The 20,167-nt window shown below is 43.0% G+C and carries 18 protein-coding genes; 10 read left to right on the top strand and 8 right to left on the bottom strand.

The features are described 5' to 3' along the window. Positions 1-7: 7 nt before the first annotated feature. On the bottom strand, positions 8-313 hold the full coding sequence (locus DQN58_RS00770; RefSeq protein WP_032997987.1) for a cell division protein ZapA: 306 nt from the start codon (positions 311-313) through the stop codon (positions 8-10). Between the two features lie 129 nt (positions 314-442). On the opposite strand from DQN58_RS00770, the gene DQN58_RS00765 reads away from it, so the two are divergent. From DQN58_RS00765 to rplS, 6 genes are all read left to right on the top strand, one after another. Continuing rightward, on the top strand, positions 443-991 hold the full coding sequence (locus DQN58_RS00765) for a YecA/YgfB family protein (RefSeq protein WP_006719374.1): 549 nt from the start codon (positions 443-445) through the stop codon (positions 989-991). 12 nt (positions 992-1,003) lie between these two features. Next, positions 1,004-2,299, top strand: coding sequence for a Xaa-Pro aminopeptidase (gene pepP, locus DQN58_RS00760; RefSeq protein ID WP_006719371.1), 1,296 nt, complete (start codon positions 1,004-1,006; stop codon positions 2,297-2,299). 248 nt (positions 2,300-2,547) lie between these two features. Next, positions 2,548-2,796, top strand: coding sequence for a 30S ribosomal protein S16 (gene rpsP, locus DQN58_RS00755; RefSeq protein WP_006719370.1), 249 nt, complete (start codon positions 2,548-2,550; stop codon positions 2,794-2,796). 24 nt (positions 2,797-2,820) lie between these two features. Further along, the gene (rimM, locus tag DQN58_RS00750; RefSeq protein WP_032997986.1) at positions 2,821-3,348 is read left to right on the top strand and encodes a ribosome maturation factor RimM; all 528 of its coding nucleotides are present in this window, start codon (positions 2,821-2,823) and stop codon (positions 3,346-3,348) included. A gap of 64 nt (positions 3,349-3,412) precedes the next feature. Then, entirely contained in the window at positions 3,413-4,162 is a 750-nt protein-coding gene (trmD, locus tag DQN58_RS00745) for a tRNA (guanosine(37)-N1)-methyltransferase TrmD (RefSeq protein WP_006719366.1), read from the top strand. A gap of 24 nt (positions 4,163-4,186) precedes the next feature. Then, positions 4,187-4,537, top strand: a complete 351-nt coding sequence (gene rplS, locus DQN58_RS00740; protein WP_006719364.1) for a 50S ribosomal protein L19 — start codon at positions 4,187-4,189, stop codon at positions 4,535-4,537. A gap of 101 nt (positions 4,538-4,638) precedes the next feature. Here the strand turns inward: rplS and glpQ are convergent, their stop codons facing one another. From glpQ to rnr, 4 genes are all read right to left on the bottom strand, one after another. Continuing rightward, the gene (gene glpQ / locus DQN58_RS00735) at positions 4,639-5,724 is read right to left on the bottom strand and encodes a glycerophosphodiester phosphodiesterase (RefSeq protein ID WP_032997985.1); all 1,086 of its coding nucleotides are present in this window, start codon (positions 5,722-5,724) and stop codon (positions 4,639-4,641) included. A gap of 155 nt (positions 5,725-5,879) precedes the next feature. Continuing rightward, positions 5,880-7,322, bottom strand: a complete 1,443-nt coding sequence (glpT, locus tag DQN58_RS00730) for a glycerol-3-phosphate transporter (protein WP_006719361.1) — start codon at positions 7,320-7,322, stop codon at positions 5,880-5,882. Between the two features lie 306 nt (positions 7,323-7,628). Next, positions 7,629-8,366 (bottom strand): 23S rRNA (guanosine(2251)-2'-O)-methyltransferase RlmB, encoded by a 738-nt coding sequence (gene rlmB, locus DQN58_RS00725; RefSeq protein WP_006719359.1) that lies wholly within the window; start codon positions 8,364-8,366, stop codon positions 7,629-7,631. Then, complete coding sequence (gene rnr, locus DQN58_RS00720; protein WP_006719356.1) at positions 8,359-10,749, bottom strand: ribonuclease R; 2,391 nt, start codon at positions 10,747-10,749, stop codon at positions 8,359-8,361. Before rnr ends, rlmB begins: the two co-directional genes overlap by 8 nt. Positions 10,750-10,985: 236 nt before the next feature. On the opposite strand from rnr, the gene DQN58_RS00715 reads away from it, so the two are divergent. The 3 genes from DQN58_RS00715 (at position 10,986) to mreD (ending at position 13,663) form a co-directional block, all read left to right on the top strand. Beyond that, on the top strand, positions 10,986-12,041 hold the full coding sequence (locus DQN58_RS00715) for a rod shape-determining protein (protein WP_006719353.1): 1,056 nt from the start codon (positions 10,986-10,988) through the stop codon (positions 12,039-12,041). Between the two features lie 66 nt (positions 12,042-12,107). Next, positions 12,108-13,175 carry a rod shape-determining protein MreC gene (mreC, locus tag DQN58_RS00710; RefSeq protein WP_006719351.1) on the top strand — a complete coding sequence of 356 codons (1,068 nt, stop codon included), beginning with the start codon at positions 12,108-12,110 and terminating at the stop codon, positions 13,173-13,175. After that, complete coding sequence (gene mreD / locus DQN58_RS00705; protein WP_006719349.1) at positions 13,175-13,663, top strand: rod shape-determining protein MreD; 489 nt, start codon at positions 13,175-13,177, stop codon at positions 13,661-13,663. Before mreC ends, mreD begins: the two co-directional genes overlap by 1 nt. Before the next feature lie 46 nt (positions 13,664-13,709). Here the strand turns inward: mreD and greB are convergent, their stop codons facing one another. Further along, positions 13,710-14,189 carry a transcription elongation factor GreB gene (gene greB / locus DQN58_RS00700; protein ID WP_032997984.1) on the bottom strand — a complete coding sequence of 160 codons (480 nt, stop codon included), beginning with the start codon at positions 14,187-14,189 and terminating at the stop codon, positions 13,710-13,712. A 112-nt stretch (positions 14,190-14,301) separates the two neighbouring features. On the opposite strand from greB, the gene DQN58_RS00695 reads away from it, so the two are divergent. Next, entirely contained in the window at positions 14,302-16,617 is a 2,316-nt protein-coding gene (locus tag DQN58_RS00695) for a Tex family protein (protein WP_006719345.1), read from the top strand. Positions 16,618-16,778: 161 nt separating this feature from the next. Here DQN58_RS00695 and tuf read toward each other — a convergent pair whose 3' ends face one another. Then, positions 16,779-17,963: an elongation factor Tu gene (gene tuf, locus DQN58_RS00690; RefSeq protein WP_109092123.1), complete on the bottom strand. Its 1,185-nt coding sequence runs from the start codon at positions 17,961-17,963 to the stop codon at positions 16,779-16,781. Positions 17,964-18,027: 64 nt separating this feature from the next. Then, the gene (gene fusA / locus DQN58_RS00685) at positions 18,028-20,130 is read right to left on the bottom strand and encodes an elongation factor G (protein ID WP_006719340.1); all 2,103 of its coding nucleotides are present in this window, start codon (positions 20,128-20,130) and stop codon (positions 18,028-18,030) included. Positions 20,131-20,167: the final 37 nt, after the last annotated feature.

Below are 20,167 nucleotides of genomic sequence, written 5' to 3'. Positions count from 1 at the left end.
GAAATTATCAGGAATTGAGCTTTTGTGCCCCGATATTTTCAAGAGAATGATCGAGCGGACGTAAAATTCTGTTTTTTAGCACATCCTCAATGAGATGCGTTTTTTGTTGCTCTTGCATAAGCTCAAAACTTAAATTTAAGGCGACGATGGAAAGGACCTTTTCAACTTGTAACATGCCGGTGCGCTCTTTCATTTCCAAGACGCGTTGATCTAATTCGCGGGCAGCGTTGCGTAAAGCTTCATGTTGTTCTTCCGGACAATTTAAACGTAATACCTGCCCTAAGACGGAAATTTCAATACTTTTTGATGACATTTTAGCCTCAAATTCCTTAATCAAAACTGCCTGTATTATGCCATAGGCAAAAAAACTTGCCAATTTCTAAACTGGTTGCCTGCGGTGTAGAATGATAAACTAAGCGTAATCTCAACAAGGATAATTTCAATGACAACAATTTCTTATCAAAACTTGAATCAACAACTCCAACAAGCCTCTATTCCACTTTCTGCCGCCGAATTACACGGCTTTTTGAGCGGCTTAATTTGCGGAGGCATTCAAGATCAAAGTTGGCAGCCATTACTCTATCAATTTACCAATGATAATCATGCCTATCCTACTGCGCTTTTAACGCAAGTTAGCGACATTTATCAACAAGTTCATCGCCAATTGGCGGACAATGAAGCTTTTGACTTTGAGCTTTGTTTGCCCGATACGGAAAATGTGTTTGAACAGGCGGATGGCTTAGCGGAATGGTCGAATCACTTTCTGCTCGGTTTAGGTTTGGCTCAACCGCATTTGGATAAAGAAAAAGGCGATATTGGCGAAGCCGTGGACGATTTACACGATATTTGCCAGTTAGGTTACGAAGAAGACGATGATCCTGAGGAACTGGCGCAAGCGGTGGAAGAGATCGTGGAATATGTGCGCACCATCGCCACCTTGTTTTTTACCCATTTCACCAAACAAGAAGACAAACAACCGACGTTACATTAATAAGGATACAATATGGATCTCGCATACATGGCAGCGTTACCGATGGAAGAATTTGCCCAACGCCGCGCTAAGGTTTTCGAACTAATGCAGGAAGATTCCTTATTTTTGGTGTTTTCCGACATAGAACGTCGCCGCAATGACGGCTGTGATTATCCTTTCCGTCAGGACAGTTATTTCTGGTATTTAACCGGTTTTAATGAGCCGAATTCGGCATTGTTATTGCGTAAACAGCAAGGTGAACAGCAGGCGATCATGTTTGTACGCCCGTCCGATAAATTACTGGAAATTTGGAACGGACGCCGTCTTGGCGTGGACAATGCGCCGCAAACGTTGTTGGTGGATACCGCTTATGCCATCGACGAGTTTGTGCCGCAGTTTAAAAATTTAGTACAAAAACAGACCGCACTTTATTATGCACCAAAGCAACAGCCTTGGGGTGATGCCTTGCTGGAACAAAGTGCGGTGGAGTTTTTGAGTGTTTTTAATTGGAAGCCGATGCTTGGTGAGATGCGCCTGTTCAAATCGGAAAATGAAATAGCGCTCATGCAACAAGCGGGGCAAATCAGTGCGCTTGCACACATTAAAGTTATGCAACAAACTCGCCCGAACCGTTTAGAATATGAAGTGGAAAGCGATATTTTGCATGAATTTAACCGCTTCGGTGCGCGTTATCCTTCCTATAACAGCATTATTGCTGGTGGTGAAAACGCCTGCATTTTGCATTATTCGGAAAATGATATGCCGTTGCGCGACGGCGATTTGGTGCTGATTGATGCAGGCTGCGAATTTGCCATGTATGCCGGCGATATTACCCGGACTTTCCCGGTGAATGGTCAATTTACCGAAGTGCAAAAAGCGATCTATGAGATTGTCCTACAAGCACAAAAACGCGCCATTGAATTGCTGGTACCGGGCGGCTCCATTGCGAAAGCGAATGAAGAAGTCATTCGTATTAAAACCGAAGGTTTGGTCCGTTTAGGTATTTTGAAAGGCGACGTAGATGAATTAATCGAACAAAAAGCCTATCGTGAATTTTATATGCACGGGTTAGGGCATTGGCTCGGTTTGGATGTACATGATGTGGGTGAATATGGTGAAAATCGCGATCGCACTTTGGAACCCGGCATGGTACTTACTGTAGAACCGGGATTGTATTTATCTAAAGAGGCGGATATTCCGGAACAATACAAAGGCATTGGCATTCGGATTGAAGACAATTTGTTGATTACCGATTACGGCAACAAAAATCTGACGTCTGCTGCACCGAAAGAAATTGCTGATATTGAAAAATTAATGGCAGATGCGTAATTTTTGGCGCGGTAAAAATAGCACTTAAAAACGTTCTGAAAAACGACCGCACTTTAGTTTCACGCTATCTGAAAAACGCCTATTTCAACAACGCCCGAACATGGATTTTAACTTGCTTTTTATGCGAAAAAGAGTACAATCCACGGGCTTTTTGTCTATATATACAGAGAAAAAAGTAAGTTTAACTCTCATTTAACTTTCGATATTTGAGGGTTTTCTTTTTGTAATCAAATAATTAGAGGAAGGTTATGGTAACCATTCGTTTATCTCGTGGCGGAGCTAAAAAACGCCCATTTTACCAAATCGTCGTTGCTGACAGCCGTTCACCACGTGACGGTCGTTTCATTGAGCGTGTTGGTTTCTTCAATCCAATCGCACAAGGCAATGCAGAACGTGTTCGTATCAATTTAGACCGTGTTAACCACTGGGTTAGTCAAGGTGCTTCATTGTCTGATCGCGTTGCGACTTTAGTAAAAGAAGCGCAAAAAGCTGCGTAATTTTACTTTTTTGAGGTGATGAATATGCAACAACAAAGAATCGAAACGGTCGGCAAATTAGGTTCGACTTATGGTATTCGCGGTTGGTTACGTATTTACTCATCCACAGAACAAGCTGAAAGTATCTTTGATTATCAACCTTGGTTTTTGAAAATCAAAGGGCAGTGGCAGCCAACCGAACTGGAAAACTGGCGTCATCATAATCACGAACTGATCGTTAAATTAAAGGGCGTGGATGATCGTGAGGCGGCGCAAACTCTTGCCAATGTGGAAATCGGTGTCGATTTATCAGTATTTCCGCAACTGGAAGAAGGGGATTACTACTGGCACGATTTAATTGGTTGTGCGGTGGTGAATCTGGAAGGTTATGCCATGGGAACGGTGACTGAAATGATGGAAACCGGTTCTAATGATGTATTGGTGGTAAAAGCCAATGTAAAAGATGCTTTCGGGAAACAAGAGCGGTTAATTCCGTTTTTGTATGAACAAGTAGTTAAAAGAGTCGATCCCGCCACTAAGACGATTACAGTGGATTGGGACGCTGGTTTCTAATCTCAGGTATGCCGTAGCGCTTTGCGGTAACATTAACATAAGGCTCAAAAGTTAAGGCTAAATTATGTGGATTGGGGTAATAAGTCTGTTCCCTGAAATGTTTAAAGCAATTACGGAATATGGGGTAACCGGCAGGGCTGTTAAGCAAAACCTGTTACAAGTGCGGTGCTGGAATCCAAGAGATTTTACGCACGATAAGCATAAAACCGTGGATGACCGTCCTTATGGCGGAGGTCCGGGAATGCTGATGATGGTGCAACCATTAAAGGACGCTATCGATTCAGCAAAAGAAGTAGCAGGCGAAGGTGCAAAAGTGATTTATCTCTCGCCGCAAGGTCGTAAACTCGATCAACAAGGCGTAGAGGAATTAGCGCAGAATCAGAAATTGATTTTGTTATGCGGCCGATATGAAGGCATTGATGAGCGTTTAATTGAAACGGTTGTTGATCAAGAATGGTCGGTAGGTGATTATGTCCTCACCGGCGGTGAATTACCGGCAATGACGTTAATTGATGCAGTTGCCCGATTTATCCCAGGTGTGCTTGGTAAACAAGCTTCCGCTGAGGAAGATTCGTTTGCCGACGGATTACTGGATTGTCCGCATTATACGCGTCCTGAAGTGCTTGATGGATTAACCGTGCCACCCGTGCTGATGTCGGGACACCATGAGGAAATTCGCAAATGGCGGTTAAAACAATCGTTATTGAGAACATGGTTACGACGCCCTGAGCTACTGGAAGGCCTAGCTCTGACTGACGAACAACGTAAGCTGTTAAAACAGGCGCAAGCCGAATATAACAGTAAACTCAGTTAAATCTAGGATCAAAAAGGATCAAAAATGTCTAACATCATTAAACAACTTGAACAAGAACAATTAAAACAAAACGTACCTAGCTTCCGTCCAGGTGACACATTAGAAGTTAAAGTATGGGTTGTTGAAGGTAGCAAACGTCGTTTGCAAGCATTCGAAGGCGTGGTTATTGCAATTCGTAACCGTGGCTTGCACTCTGCATTTACTGTACGCAAAATCTCCAACGGTGTTGGTGTTGAGCGTGTTTTCCAAACTCACTCTCCGGCAGTTGATAGCATCGTAGTGAAACGTAAAGGTGCGGTACGTAAAGCGAAACTTTACTACTTACGTGCACTTTCCGGTAAAGCGGCTCGTATCAAAGAGCGTTTGGGCGAATAATTTCGCAAACCAGAAAAAAGAAAAGGCTTGGATTTCCAAGCCTTTTTTATTTATGTTGATAAGCAATTAAATGTGCTTAATTCACATATTTGATTCGTGCATTATTTTTGTTTTCTTAAAAACTCTATGCCCGTATCCGGGAAGTCGGTAAAGACACCCGTTGCGCCTGATTTGTTTAACAAGGCATCATACATTTGGTTTACGTCAGTAAAGAATTCAGGCAATGCATCTTTACGCACGGTATATGGGTGCAATTCAACCTTATATTGCGCCAATTCTCTCACTAAAGGCGTATATTCAATTTGCCCCAGTTTGGATTTATCTTTGTCAATTAACATATACCAGCCTGGACCAACACCATCGGCATATTTTACAACTTCTGCCATGGCGCCTGGTTTGAACATCCAATCATAGTCATAATTTACCCATTTGCCTTTGGCATTTTTTTCTTCCGTTTCATGCCAATCGGTATATGCCACTAACTGGACAAGTTTTAAATCCATGCCCATTTTCGGTAGTAATTCCGTTCTAATACGTTTTAACTCATTGAAATCGAAAGTTTGCAAATAAACTAGATCACTTTTCTTGTCATAGCCGTATTTTTTTAACACTTTGAGAGTTTCTACAGCAATATCTTTGCCATTTTGGTGGTGGAACCAAGGCGCTTTTATTTCAGGGTAGATACCCACTTTTTTACCGGTGGATTTTTCTAAACCTTGGATAAATTCGATTTCATCTTCAAATGTATGAATTTTGAAATGAGATTGCCACAGAGGAAAACGTCCAGGGTAAACAGCGACCTGTTTTCCTTCCTTCATTTCAAAGTTTTCTGTCATATTCAAACTTTGAATTTCTTTTAATGTAAAGTCGATAACGTAGTAACGGCCGTCTTTACGATGACGATTTGGGAATTTTTTTGCAACATCAGTTAAACCGTCTAAGAAATGATCATGAATGACGACTAAGCGACCGTCTTTTGTCATCGCCAAATCTTGTTCTAAATAATCGGCTTGTTGTGCAAAAGCAAGCGCTTTAGATTCCAATGTATGCTCAGGTAAATAACCGCTTGCACCACGATGGGCAATAATAATTTTGTCTGATTTCATGTTGTTTACGGCGGATTGGTGGCTACAACCGGCTAATACGCCTGCTGCAATTAATGTAACGGCTAAGGTTTTTAATTTCATCAGCATTTCTCCCTGAAAGTGCGGTTGATTTTTTGGGTGTTTTTGATTCTACCCAAATGCAGCGACAGAAACTTATGTTGGATAAAATCATTTAACTTAAAAATTCATGTACAAAAAAGGCGCTAAGCTTTCGCCTGCGCCTTTGTATTGTTTAATTATTTAGTGCCGTAGGTGTCACCTATTTTAGCTTTGTGTTTGCCTTCTTCAATCATGACGATAAAGAGCAAGAGCACCGCGAGAACACCACCACCGATCATGACGTAGAAACCACCGTCCCAACCGTAGTGTTGTGCAGCCCAACCAATAACGGCAGAAGCTGATACTGTACCACCTAAGTAACCGAATAAACCGGTAAATCCTGCTGCTGTACCTGCCGCTTTTTTCGGTGCAAGTTCAAGAGCATGTAAGCCGATAAGCATAACCGGACCGTAGATTAAGAAACCGATTAAGGTCATTAAGATGAAGTCGGTTAATTGATATGGGTTTTCATACCACGCTGCGTAATTTGCTAATTCTGCTTCCGGTGTAGCTGGGTTCATCCAGTATGCCACTACAGCTGCTGTAGTTAAGATCATGAAGATGAAACCGGTTAAACCACGTTTACCTTTGAAGACTTTATCTGATACCCAACCACATAATAATGTACCTGGAACTGCGGCTAATTCATAGATTGTGTAAGCCCATGCGGTACCTTTGATGTTGAAGTGTTTTACTTCACTTAAGTAAACCGGAGACCATTTTAATACGCCGTAGCGGATTAAGTATACGAATACGTTAGCAATCGCGATGTACCATAACAATTTGTTTTTCAACACATAAGTTACGAAGATTTCTTTTGTACTTAAATCGTTTTCGTAAGTTTTTTCGTTATAGTCATCTGGGTAGTCATTACGCCATTTTTCGATTGATGGTAAACCACAAGATTGTGGAGTATCACGCATGACGAAGTAAACTGGAATTGCACAGAGCATTGCTGCAATACCCGGATAGTAGAGGGATTGTTGCCAAATGTCTTTTGCTTGTGCTTCGATACCATGAGTACTGAAGAAAACGGCACTTGCTAATAGCACCATTGCACCCGGCATCATACCACCGATGTTATGCGCTGTATTCCAGATAGATACGATAGTACCGCGTTCTGATTTAGACCACCAGTGTACCATTGTACGACCACATGGCGGCCAGCCCATCCCTTGGAACCAACCATTTAAGAAGATCATTACCCACATGATGGCTACGCCAGAGGTTGCCCATGGGAATAAACCCATCATGGTCATACAGAGACCAGAAAGCAATAAACCAAATGGTAAAAATACGCGAGGGTTTGAACGGTCAGACATACCTGCCATTACGAACTTAGATAAACCATAGGCAAGACCAGCCGCTGAGCCGATAACACCTAGTTGCGCTTTTGTGTACAAGCCCTGTTGAATTAAACCGGGTTGTGCTAAGTCAAAGTTTGCACGTACAAAATAGTAAGCGGCATAACCAAAGAAGATCCCTGCAAACACTTGCCAACGTAGGCGTTTGTAGGTGGAATCGATTTTGTCAGCCGGCAGCTCAGCAATATGTGGAGCTGGTTTAAATGGACCAAACATAAAATTCTCCAAGAGTTAAATAAGTAATATTGTCTTTATATGAAAAGAACGCAGGAATGATAAAGCAAATATAAAAACAGGAAAGCAAAATTATGGTGTTTTGTGAGAAATATCACAAAAATAATCGCACTTTTGATTGAATACGAAATGTTTGTCGTTGCTAAATGAACATCAGCTGTTCATTTTCGCTCATAAATTGTAGGGGTAAATAAAAAAATAAGCGCTATTCTAAGCGCTTATTTTTATCTGGATGAGAAAAAGTGCGGTCAAAAATCGCCTCACTTTTTCAATATCTTACTCGCTAAATCAGCCTAACCGTTGGCGGACGATTTCAAACAAACAAACACCGGTCGCTACGGAGACATTGAGAGATGAAACCGAGCCGGCCATTGGAATGCTGATCAGTTGATCGCAATGCTCACGGGTTAAGCGGCGCATGCCTTCGCCTTCTGCCCCCATGACCAATGCCAAGGCACCAGTGAGCTTGGTTTGATAGAGGGTTTCGGTGGCTTCACCGGCGGTGCCAACAACCCATACATTGTGTCGTTCTTGTAGATCACGCAGGGTACGGGCAAGGTTAGTCACTCGAATAAGCGGGACATTTTCTGCTGCGCCACAGGCGACCTTTCGTGCAGTAGAATTAAGTTGGGCAGATTTATCTTTCGGCACAATCACCGCACTTACGCCTGCAGCATCTGCCGTTCGCAAACAAGCACCAAGGTTATGTGGATCGGTGACACCATCTAAAACCAATAACAAAGGCACGTTGCGCGTTTCGAGTAAACGATCCAAATCATGCTCATTTAATTCAGGTAACGAGTGCACTCGCGCAATAATGCCTTGGTGCACTTCACCCTCTGCTTTTTTGTCCAACGTTTGACGATTCAAAAACTGAACAGAAATACCAAGTCGTTGAATTTCATTAATTAAGGGTTGCAAACGTTGGTCGTCTCGGCCTTTTAACGCTAACACTTCAATTAAACGTTCCGGATGATTAGAGACAAATGCTTTTACTGCATGGATGCCATAAATTGTTTCACTCATGTTTTTTCTTTACCTTGTTCGTTTTGGTGGCTTTCGGTTTCATTTTAGATACGTGACTTTTTTTGACCGCACTTTTTTCTGCTTTTGCCTTTTTCTTGGTCGACGTCTTCTTGGAAGGCTTTACTTCGGTTTTCTTGGCTTTCGTTCGTGCCGTTTTACCACTACGTTTCGGCTTGCGTTCACTTGAAATTAAGGAAAAATCAATTTGTTTTTGTTCTAAACTCACGGCTTCTACACGCACTTTCACGGCATCACCGAGTCGGAAAATCATGCCGTTGTTTTCACCAATAAGGCGTTGTTTCGGCATATCGAATAAGTAGTAGTCATTCGCCAAACCGGAAATATGCACTAAGCCATCGATAAACAGATCATTCAAACGGACAAAGAAGCCGAAACCGGTCACGGAAGAAATGACACCGTCAAATTCTTCGCCCACATGATCTTGCATGTATTCGCATTTTAGCCAATCGGCGACTTCACGGGTGGCATCGTCGGCACGGCGTTCTGTGGAGGAACAATGTGCGCCAAAGACATCCATTTCCTCAAGTTGATAATGATATCCGCCGGTGTCGGTGGTTTTACGTTTAGAACCTTTCTTTTTCGCTAATAAATATTTAATGCTGCGGTGCAAGGTTAAATCGGGATAACGGCGAATCGGTGAGGTGAAATGAGCATATTCTTCTAGCGCCAATCCGAAGTGGCCGATGTTGTCGGCGCTGTAAACCGCTTGGCTCATGGAACGTAACAACATGGTTTGAATTAATTCATGATCCGGGCGTTGTTTAATCTGTTCAAGTAACTGTGCGTAATCCATCGGTGTCGGTTTATTCCCACCGGATAGACTCAAGCCACATTCCGCCAAGAAACTGCGAAATGCCGTGAGTTTTTCTTCACTTGGTACGGCATGAATGCGGTATAGCGCCGGTTCTTGATGTTTCGCCATGAAGTTGGCAGACGCAATATTTGCCAAAATCATACATTCTTCAATGATTTTATGGGCATCGTTACGCACAACCGGCTCAATACGTTCAATACGTCCCAACGCATTGAAAATAAATTTACTTTCAATGGTTTCAAATTCAATGGCACCACGTTGCTGGCGGGCTTTCACTAATGCTTGATACATGTCATGCAGATCTTGCAAATGAGGCGCTAATGAGGCGTAACGTTCACAAAGTGCGGTGTCTTTTTCCAGTATTTTTGCCACTTTGTTATAGGTTAAACGGGCATGGGAATTCATCACTGCTTCGTAAAATTGATAGTCTGTCATTTTGCCTTTAGCGGAGAGCGTGATTTCACACACCATGCATAAGCGATCCACTTGCGGATTTAACGAGCACAAACCATTGGAGAGTTTTTCCGGCAACATCGGTACGACGCGATTTGGAAAATAGACGGAATTGCCTCGATTATAGGCTTCTGTGTCCAATGCGCTTTTCGGTCGAACGTAATAGCTTACATCAGCAATGGCCACCCAAAGTTTCCAGCCTTTGCCTTGTTTTTGGCAAAATACCGCATCGTCAAAATCGCGTGCATCTTCTCCATCAATGGTCACTAACGGCAAGTCACGCAAATCTACACGACTACGTTTAGCCTCTTCAGGCACGTTTTCAGCCCATTTTTTAAGTTGTTTTTCTACCGCACTTGGGAAACTGTGGGGAATATCATGTTTACGAATGGCAATTTCCACTTCCATGCCCTTCGCCATATTGTCACCCAGTACTTCGGTAATTTTGCCGATAGGTTGGAAAAACGGCGCTGTACGCGGGTGGAGTTCCACCACTACGACTTGCCCCATGCGGGCACCAAGACGGGCGTTATCAGGAATTAAAATATCGCGTGTAATACGGCTGTCGTCCGGCACTACATAACCTATGCCTTGCTCAAGGAAAAAACGACCGACAATTTGTTTTTTATTCGCTTCCAATACACGCACAATGCGCACTTCCGGACGACCTTTGCGGTCAAATCCGTTAGGTTGCGCCAACACATAATCGCCGTGCATGACTTTCTGCATTTGCACATTGGGAATAAAAAAGTCTTCTTTTTTTCCTTCGACTTGTAAAAAACCGAAGCCTTCTCGATGGCCTATCACCATGCCTTTAAGTAAATCCAGTTTTTCCGGTAAGGCATAACATTTGCGTTTGGTGAACACTAACTGGCCGTCATTTTCCATGGCGCGTAAACGACGGCGCATGGCTTCTTGTTGTTCTTCATTTACAATGGCAAGGGTTTTAAAAATCTCCTCTTTGCTCATAGGAGAATTCTGTTTGCGAATCACTTGCAGAATAAAGTCACGACTCGGAATCGGATTGTCATATTTTGCCAATTCCTTTGCATAATTCGGATCTTGCAATATCGCTTTGTTTGTTTTTTTCGCCATAATTTTCTTTTCATCAAATAAAGTGCGGTCAGTTTACACGCTGTTTTGTCTAAAGCAAGGGAAATTGCGGTTCGGTAGCTTGTGGAAAAGCATCAAGCTCATCGTTAAATTGTAATTTTTTGCCGCTGAAACATAAAATTTTCTGTTATAGGCGCGCATTTTTTGGTACATTTAGCGCAATTTTTTAACGCTCGAAAATGAGCTTGTTTTATTCAATTTAGTTCAGTGGAATACGTATGTTATTTAAAAAAATTCGCGGTTTATTTTCTAACGATCTTTCAATCGATCTTGGTACAGCAAATACATTAATTTATGTGAAAGGACAGGGTATTGTTCTTGATGAGCCTTCCGTCGTAGCGATTCGTCGCGATCGTAGCGGCTCATTAAAAAGCATTGCTGCGGTAGGTAAAGAAGCGAAACAAATGTTAGGGCGTACACCGAAAAGTATCGAAGCTATCCGTCCGATGAAAGATGGCGTGATTGCAGACTTTTTCGTGACCGAAAAAATGTTGCAGTACTTTATTAAACAGGTTCACAGCGGCAACTTCATGCGTCCAAGTCCGCGTGTGTTGATTTGTGTGCCGGCAGGTGCAACTCAAGTAGAACGTCGTGCGATTAAAGAATCTGCCATGGGGGCTGGTGCTCGCGAAGTGTATTTAATCGAAGAACCAATGGCAGCAGCTATTGGGGCGAAGTTACCGGTTTCGACTGCAACAGGTTCCATGGTCATTGATATCGGTGGTGGTACGACAGAAGTTGCAGTAATTTCTTTAAACGGCATCGTTTATTCTTCTTCTGTGCGCATTGGTGGTGACAGTTTTGATGAAGCTATCGTGTCTTATGTGCGTAAAAACTTTGGTTCCATTATTGGTGAACCAACCGCTGAACGTATTAAACAAGAAATTGGTATTGCGTACATTCAAGAAGGCGATGAAGTCAAACAAATGGAAGTGCATTGTTCCAATATTGCAGAAGGTGCACCACGTTCCATTACCTTAACCTCTCAAGATGTTTTAGAGGCGATTCGCCAACCATTGAGTGGCATTGTCGCGGCAGTACGTACTGCATTAGAAGAATGCCAACCGGAACATGCTGCCGATATTTTCGAGCGCGGCATGGTGTTGACCGGTGGTGGTGCTTTGTTACGCAATATTGATATATTGTTAGCGAAAGAATCCGGCGTGCCGACGATTGTGGCAGAAGATCCGCTTACTTGTGTTGCTCGTGGCGGCGGTGAGGCCTTGGATATGATTGATATGCACGGCGGCGATATTTTCAGCGACGAAATTTAAGCTTGATGAACAAGAAAAAGTGCGGTTAAAAATGACCGCACTTTTATTTAGTCGGAATTGACGACAATGAAACCTATCTTCGGTAAGACCCCTCCCTTAGGATTGAAACTCTTTTTAGCTGTTACCGCTTCTGTCGGTTTAATCCTATCTGACGGACAAACGAATGCGATAATTCAAGCCCGCGGCTTTCTAGAAACAGCGGTCGGTAGTCTCTATTATTTAGCAAATACACCTCGTGCGGTGTTAGATGGTGTTTCTGATAATTTGGTGGATACCAATAAACTGCAAATTGAAAATCGCGTGTTAAAAGAGCAATTGCGTGAAAAAAATGCCGATTTACTGTTGCTTGATCAGTTAAGAGTTGAAAACCAACGTTTACGTTTATTACTAAATTCACCATTACGAACCGACGAATACAAAAAAATTGCAGAAGTATTGACTGCCGAAACAGATGTTTATCGTCAACAAATCGTGATCAATCAAGGTGAAAAAGACGGGGCTTATGTCGGTCAGCCGGTGATTGATGAGAAAGGCGTCGTTGGACAAATTATTTCAGTGGGGGAAAACACCAGCCGTATTTTGTTGATTACGGATGTGACGCATGCCGTTCCGGTTCAAGTATTGCGTAATGACGTACGTTTGATCGCTAACGGAACAGGACATAGTGATGAATTGACGTTAGATAATGTGCCGCGTTCCGTTGATATTCAAAAAGGCGATTTATTAGTCACATCGGGTTTAGGCGGGCGTTTCTTGGAAGGCTATCCGGTGGCGATCGTGGAATCAGTTTCCAGAAATGGAAAAAATTATTTTGCGACAGTAACGGCAAAACCCTTGGCTTCTATTGATAAATTGCGTTATGTGCTTTTATTGTGGCCAACGAATGAAGATATGCGTAAAGCGAAAACCATTACGCCGGAAGAAGTGCGTAAGGTGGTTCAACAACGTCTTGATAATCAAGGGGCCGAAGCCAATAAAGTGAAGAAAACCGTTGTCCCGGTAGAGAATGACCCGAGCAATAATATGACTTCGCCATTACCAACTGAATACATGCCGGCAGAAGCACCAACGGATTCGCAAAATGAGATGAATCATCCACCGTTACCAAATCAATCTCACAGAGAGGAAGATTAATGCAAGGTCGATTTTTCTTTCAATGTCTTGTGCTGACGGCAATTTTTACGATTGCTTTAGTGATGGAATTGGCGCCATGGCCATCTGGTTTCCAGAGTTTTAAACCGGCATGGATTGTTTTGGTGTTTGCCTATTGGGCGTTGTCAATTCCGCATAAAGTCAATATTGGGTGGGCGTTTATTATCGGTATTATCTGGGATATGGTGCTTGGCTCAACACTTGGTGTGCATGCCTTAGTGATGTCCTTATTCGCGTATCTCATTACTCGACATCATTTACGGTTGCGCAACCTTTCCTTATGGATGCAAAGTTTGTTGCTGGTGGGCTTCGTTTTTGCTATTCGAGTCAGTATTTTCTTGATTGAATTTGTTTTGCATAGCGCCAATTTTAACTGGCAAGAAATTTTCGGGGCGTTAGCCAGTGGTGTACTTTGGCCTTGGATTTTCTTACTTCTCAGAAAAATCCGTCGTTATTTAAGTTTGAGTTAATGTGCGCAGAAAATTCACTGAATTTTCTGACCGCACTTTACCTTAACTAAACCTTTTCATACCAAATACGGTTCACATAGAGCTGAATCTTACCGGAAGGCGTTTCTACGGTAATTTCATCGTCTTCTTCTTTACCAATTAAGGCGCGAGCTACCGGTGAATCAATGGAAATCCAGTTTTTCGCCGGATCAAATTCATCACAGCCCACAATACGATATTGTTTAACTTCGCCATCTTCGTTTTCTAGCTCCACCCACGCACCGAAAAACACTTTTCCTTCTTGCTTCGGGGAATAATCCACGATTTGTAGTACTTCCAGCCGTTTAGTGAGAAAGCGTACACGGCGATCAATTTCCCGTAATCGGCGTTTACCGTAAATATATTCCGCGTTTTCACTGCGATCGCCCAATGCGGCAGCATCAGATACCGCCTGTGTGACTTGCGGGCGTTCTTCTTTCCATAAAAATTTTAATTCCCGATCCAACACATTCCAGCCTTGTCGGGTAATGTAATTTGACTTTGCCATCATCCTGTCCTCAATTGCCGTAAAATTATACCGAAAAAGGAACAAACATTTGAGCCTCTTGCGCAAAAACAGTATGCTATGCCCGTTTTTTCATTATTAAGAAGTACATATCATGTTAAACCAGCAAATTAGCCAACTTATCGCGCAAGAGTTAAATGTACGCGATAGTCAAATTCTTGCCGCCATTCAATTATTAGACGATGGAAACACGATTCCTTTTATTGCCCGTTATCGTAAAGAAGCCACCGGCGGCCTAGACGACACCCAATTGCGTCATTTTGAAACCCGCTTAATTTATTTACGCGAATTGGAAGACCGTCGCCAAACTATTCTGAAATCCATTGAAGAACAAGGCAAATTAACGGATGAATTGCGTGACAAAATCCAAGCTACGCAAAGCAAAACCGAGTTGGAAGATTTGTATTTACCGTTTAAACCCAAACGCCGTACGAAAGGTCAAATTGCCATTGAGGCGGGGCTTGAGCCATTGGCGGATTTGCTTTGGAATGAGCCAAAAACATCGCCGGAAAGCACCGCGCTTGATTATGTAAATGCAGAGAAAGGCGTACCAGATGTTAAGGCTGCATTAGACGGAGCTCGTTATATTTTGATGGAACGTTTTGCCGAAGATGCTGGATTATTGGCGAAAGTGCGTGATTATTTAAGCAAAAATGCGCTGATTGTTTCTAAAGTGATTGAGGGTAAAGAGGCGGAAGGTGCGAAATTCCAAGATTATTTTGATCACCAAGAGCTGCTTAAAAATGTGCCGTCTCATCGTGCTTTGGCGATGTTCCGTGGCCGTAATGAAGGCATTTTACAATTAAGTTTAAATGCGGATCCTGAAGCGGAAGAGGGGAGTCGCCAGAGTTATTGCGAAGAGATTATTCGTGATTATTTAGGTGTTCGTTTTAATGACCAACCTGCCGATAAATGGCGTGAGCAAGTGATTGCTTGGACATGGAAAATTAAAGTGGCCTTGCATTTGGAAACGGAACTTATGGCAACCTTGCGTGAGAAAGCGGAAGATGAAGCTATTGATGTGTTTGCACGAAATCTGACCGCACTTTTAATGGCTGCACCGGCAGGCGCCAAGAACACGATGGGGTTAGACCCGGGGCTACGTACCGGCGTGAAAGTGGCTGTGGTGGATAACACTGGTAAGTTATTGGCAACCGATACCATTTATCCCCACACTGGGCAGATGGAGCGTGCGATGTTGTCTATTTTCCAATTAATTAAACAACACAACGTGGAATTGATTGCTATCGGAAATGGGACAGCCTCTCGTGAGACTGAACGTTTCGCCAAAGATGTGATCAAGGAAATTAAAGAAAATAAACCACAAACAGTGGTGGTGAGCGAAGCGGGTGCTTCCGTCTATTCCGCTTCCGAATTGGCAGCACAGGAATTTCCGGATTTGGATGTATCCTTGCGTGGAGCCGTGTCAATCGCTCGTCGTTTGCAGGATCCGTTGGCAGAATTGGTGAAAATTGAGCCGAAAGCCATTGGTGTGGGGCAGTATCAACATGACGTGAATCAAAGCCAATTAGCGCGTAAACTAGATGCGGTGGTGGAAGACTGTGTAAATGCAGTCGGGGTGGATCTCAACACCGCCTCTGTACCGTTATTAGCCCGTGTGGCGGGGATGACCAAAACGATAGCGCAGAATATTGTGACATACCGTGATGAAAACGGGCGTTTTGACAGCCGTGAGCAACTGAAAAAAGTTCCGCGTTTAGGCCCTAAAGCCTTTGAACAATGCGCAGGGTTTATGCGTATCGCCGCAGGCAACAATCCATTAGATGCCTCCGGCGTACATCCGGAAGCCTATCCTGTGGTGGAAAAAATCCTGCAAGCAACAGAGCAATCGATTCTGGATTTAATGGGCAATGCCAGTTTAGTGCGCCAGCTTGATGCAAAACAGTTTACCGATGAGCAATTTGGTTTGCCGACGGTTCAAGATATTTTCAAAGAATTGGAAAAACCGGGGCGCGACCCGCGCGGTGAATTTAAAACTGCCACCTTTGCTGAGGGTGTGGAAGAAATCACAGATTTGAAAGCAGGTATGATCTTAGAAGGTACGGTAACTAACGTGACCAATTTCGGTGCCTTTGTGGATATTGGTGTACACCAAGACGGCTTGGTTCATATTTCTTCCCTCAGTGATAAATTCGTGGAAGATCCGCATCAAGTGGTGAAAACCGGCGATGTCGTAAAAGTGAAAGTATTGGAAGTGGATGTGGCACGTCGTCGTATTGCATTAACCATGCGTTTAGATGAAAGTGCGGTGAAAAATGACGGAAAATCTGACCGTACTTTATCCGCAAAATCGCGTTCAGATAATGCCCGCCAAGATCGTAGTAATCCACGAGTAAATAATGCGATGGGCAATGCCTTTGCGGATGCGTTGAAGAATTGGAAGAAATAGTAAATGCTAGTTTACTAAAAATATTTAAAAAAATGACCGCACTTTATTTCATTAAAGTGCGGTCATTTTTTATTGTGTTTTCACCAGATTCGTTTTATCAACATGATGAAAACAAAAAGGCGTACCATTCGATACGCCTTTCTAATTAGGTTTATTATCAATTATTTGATAATTTTAGCTACCACACCAGCACCTACTGTACGGCCACCTTCACGGATAGCGAAACGTAAACCTTGGTCCATCGCGATTGGGTGGATTAAGGATACGGTCATTTTGATGTTATCGCCAGGCATAACCATTTCCACGCCTTCCGGTAACTCGATAGTACCGGTTACGTCAGTTGTACGGAAATAGAATTGTGGACGGTAACCTTTGAAGAATGGAGTATGACGACCACCTTCTTCTTTAGATAATACGTACACTTCAGATTCGAAGTCAGTGTGTGGAGTGATTGAACCCGGTTTCGCTAATACTTGACCACGTTCGATTTCTTCACGTTTAGTACCACGTAATAATGCACCGATGTTTTCACCTGCACGACCTTCGTCAAGTAATTTACGGAACATTTCAACACCGGTTACGGTTGTTTTCGCAGTTGGTTTGATACCAACGATTTCAACTTCATCACCGGTACGGATGATACCACGCTCTACACGACCTGTTACTACAGTACCACGACCAGAGATTGAGAACACGTCTTCAATTGGAAGAAGGAACGGTTGGTCGATTGCACGCTCAGGTTCAGGAATGTAAGTATCTAATGCTTGAGCTAATTCAAGGATTTTTTCTTCCCATTCTGCTACGCCGTTTAACGCTTGTAATGCAGAACCACGAATGATTGGAGTATCATCACCTGGGAAGTCATATTGAGAAAGAAGTTCACGAACTTCCATTTCAACTAATTCTAATAACTCTTCGTCATCTACCATGTCGCATTTGTTTAAGAATACGATGATGTAAGGAACACCTACTTGGCGACCTAATAAGATGTGCTCACGAGTTTGTGGCATAGGACCATCAGTTGCTGCTACTACTAAGATAGCACCATCCATTTGTGCCGCACCGGTAATCATGTTTTTAACATAGTCGGCGTGTCCCGGACAGTCAACGTGTGCGTAGTGACGTGTTGGTGTGTCGTATTCAACGTGGGATGTGTTGATGGTGATACCACGCGCTTTTTCTTCCGGCGCGTTATCGATTTGGTCGAATGCACGAGCTGCACCACCGTAGTGTTTTGCTAATACGGTTGTGATAGCTGCAGTTAAAGTGGTTTTACCATGGTCAACGTGGCCGATTGTACCCACGTTAACGTGCGGTTTTGTACGTTCAAATTTTTCTTTAGACACGATTAAGTTTCCTCAATGTATAAGTCCACAAACCGGAATGGCTTGTGGATTTAGTTAAACAAAATTATTTTTTACGAGCTTCAATAACTGCTTCAGCCACGTTTTTCGGAGCTTCAGCATATTTCAATGGTTCCATTGAGTAGGAAGCACGACCTTGAGTTTGGGAACGTAAGTCGGTTGCATAACCAAACATTTCAGAAAGCGGAACTTCAGCGTCGATTTTAACAACGAATTCGTTTGCTTCTTGACCGTTTACCATCGCACGACGACGGCTCAAGTCACCAATTACGTCACCTACATACTCAGGTGGAGTTTCTACTTCAACTTTCATGATTGGCTCAAGTAAAACTGGGTTTGCTTTTGCGAATGCTGCTTTAAACGCTAAAGATGCTGCAAGTTTAAACGCCAATTCAGAGGAGTCCACATCATGGTATGAACCGAAGTGTAAACGAACACCGATATCAACTACCGGGTAACCCGCTAATGGACCGGATTTAAGTTGCTCTTGAATACCTTTGTCAACTGCTGGGATGTATTCACCAGGGATTACACCACCTTTGATTTCGTTAACAAATTCATATCCTGGACCTTCTGGCTCTAATGGGTACAAGTCGATAACAACATGACCGTATTGACCACGACCACCAGATTGTTTTGCGTGTTTACCTTCCACATCGTTAACACGAGAACGGATTGTTTCACGGTAAGATACTTGTGGTTTACCAATGTTAGCCTCTACCTTGAATTCACGTTTCATACGGTCAACGATGATATCCAAGTGTAACTCACCCATACCGGAAATAATGGTTTCGCCAGATTCTTCATCAGTGTGAACACGGAAGGACGGGTCTTCTTGTGCAAGACGACCTAATGCAAGCCCCATTTTTTCTTGGTCTGCTTTCGTTTTTGGTTCTACTGCAACAGAGATTACCGGCTCTGGGAATTCCATACGCTCAAGGATAATTGGCGCTTCAATAGCACATAATGTATCACCTGTTGTCACATCTTTTAAGCCGATAGCAGCAGCGATATCGCCCGCACGAACTTCTTTGATTTCTTCACGTTTATTTGCGTGCATTTGAACGATACGACCGAAACGCTCACGTTTTTGACGTACGGAGTTCAACACGGTATCACCAGAGTTAATTACACCGGAATAGACACGGAAGAAAGTCAAGTTACCTACAAATGGGTCAGTTGCAATTTTGAACGCTAATGAAGAGAATGGCTCTTCATCGCTTGCATGACGCTCACCTTGAGTTTCATCTGGATTGATACCCTTGATCGCGGGAATATCTGTTGGTGCCGGTAAGTATTCAACAACCGCATCAAGCATTGCTTGTACACCTTTGTTTTTGAATGCAGAACCACAAGTTACCAAGATGATTTCATTTGCTAACACGCGCTGACGAAGACCGGCTTTGATTTCTTCTTCAGTTAATTCTTCACCGCCAAGGTATTTTTCCATTAACTCTTCAGACGCTTCTGCAGCTGCTTCAACAAGGTTTTGACGCCATTCTTCACAAGCGGCTTGCATATCTGCAGGAATGTCTTCATAAGTGAAGGTCATACCTTGGTCAGCATCGTTCCAGTTAATTGCTTTCATTTTGATTAAGTCAACAACACCGGTAAAGTTTTCTTCAGAACCAACAGGTAGTTGAAGAGGAACTGCATTTGCACCTAAGCGGGTTTTTAATTGATCAACTACGCGTAGGAAGTTTGCACCAGTACGGTCCATTTTGTTAACAAATGCGATACGTGGAACTTCATATTTGTTCGCTTGACGCCATACAGTTTCGGATTGTGGTTGAACACCACCAACTGCACAGTAAACCATTACTGCACCATCAAGAACACGCATAGAACGTTCTACTTCAACAGTAAAGTCAACGTGTCCCGGGGTGTCGATAACGTTAATACGGTGTTGTGGGAATTGTTGTGACATACCGGACCAGAATGCGGTAGTTGCTGCAGAGGTGATGGTAATACCACGTTCTTGTTCTTGTTCCATCCAGTCCATGGTTGCTGCACCATCGTGTACTTCACCAATTTTGTGACTTACACCTGTATAGAACAAGATACGCTCAGAGGTAGTAGTTTTACCCGCATCAATATGCGCACTGATACCAATGTTACGATATCTTTCAATAGGGGTTGTACGAGCCATTATTATTTCCTTGACGATTTCTTATTTAAAATTAAAT

Origin of the sequence: Aggregatibacter segnis ATCC 33393 (genome assembly GCF_900476035.1) — a bacterium.
GTDB classification, from domain to species: domain Bacteria; phylum Pseudomonadota; class Gammaproteobacteria; order Enterobacterales; family Pasteurellaceae; genus Aggregatibacter; species Aggregatibacter segnis.
This window is presented reverse-complemented; position numbering and strand designations above follow the sequence as displayed.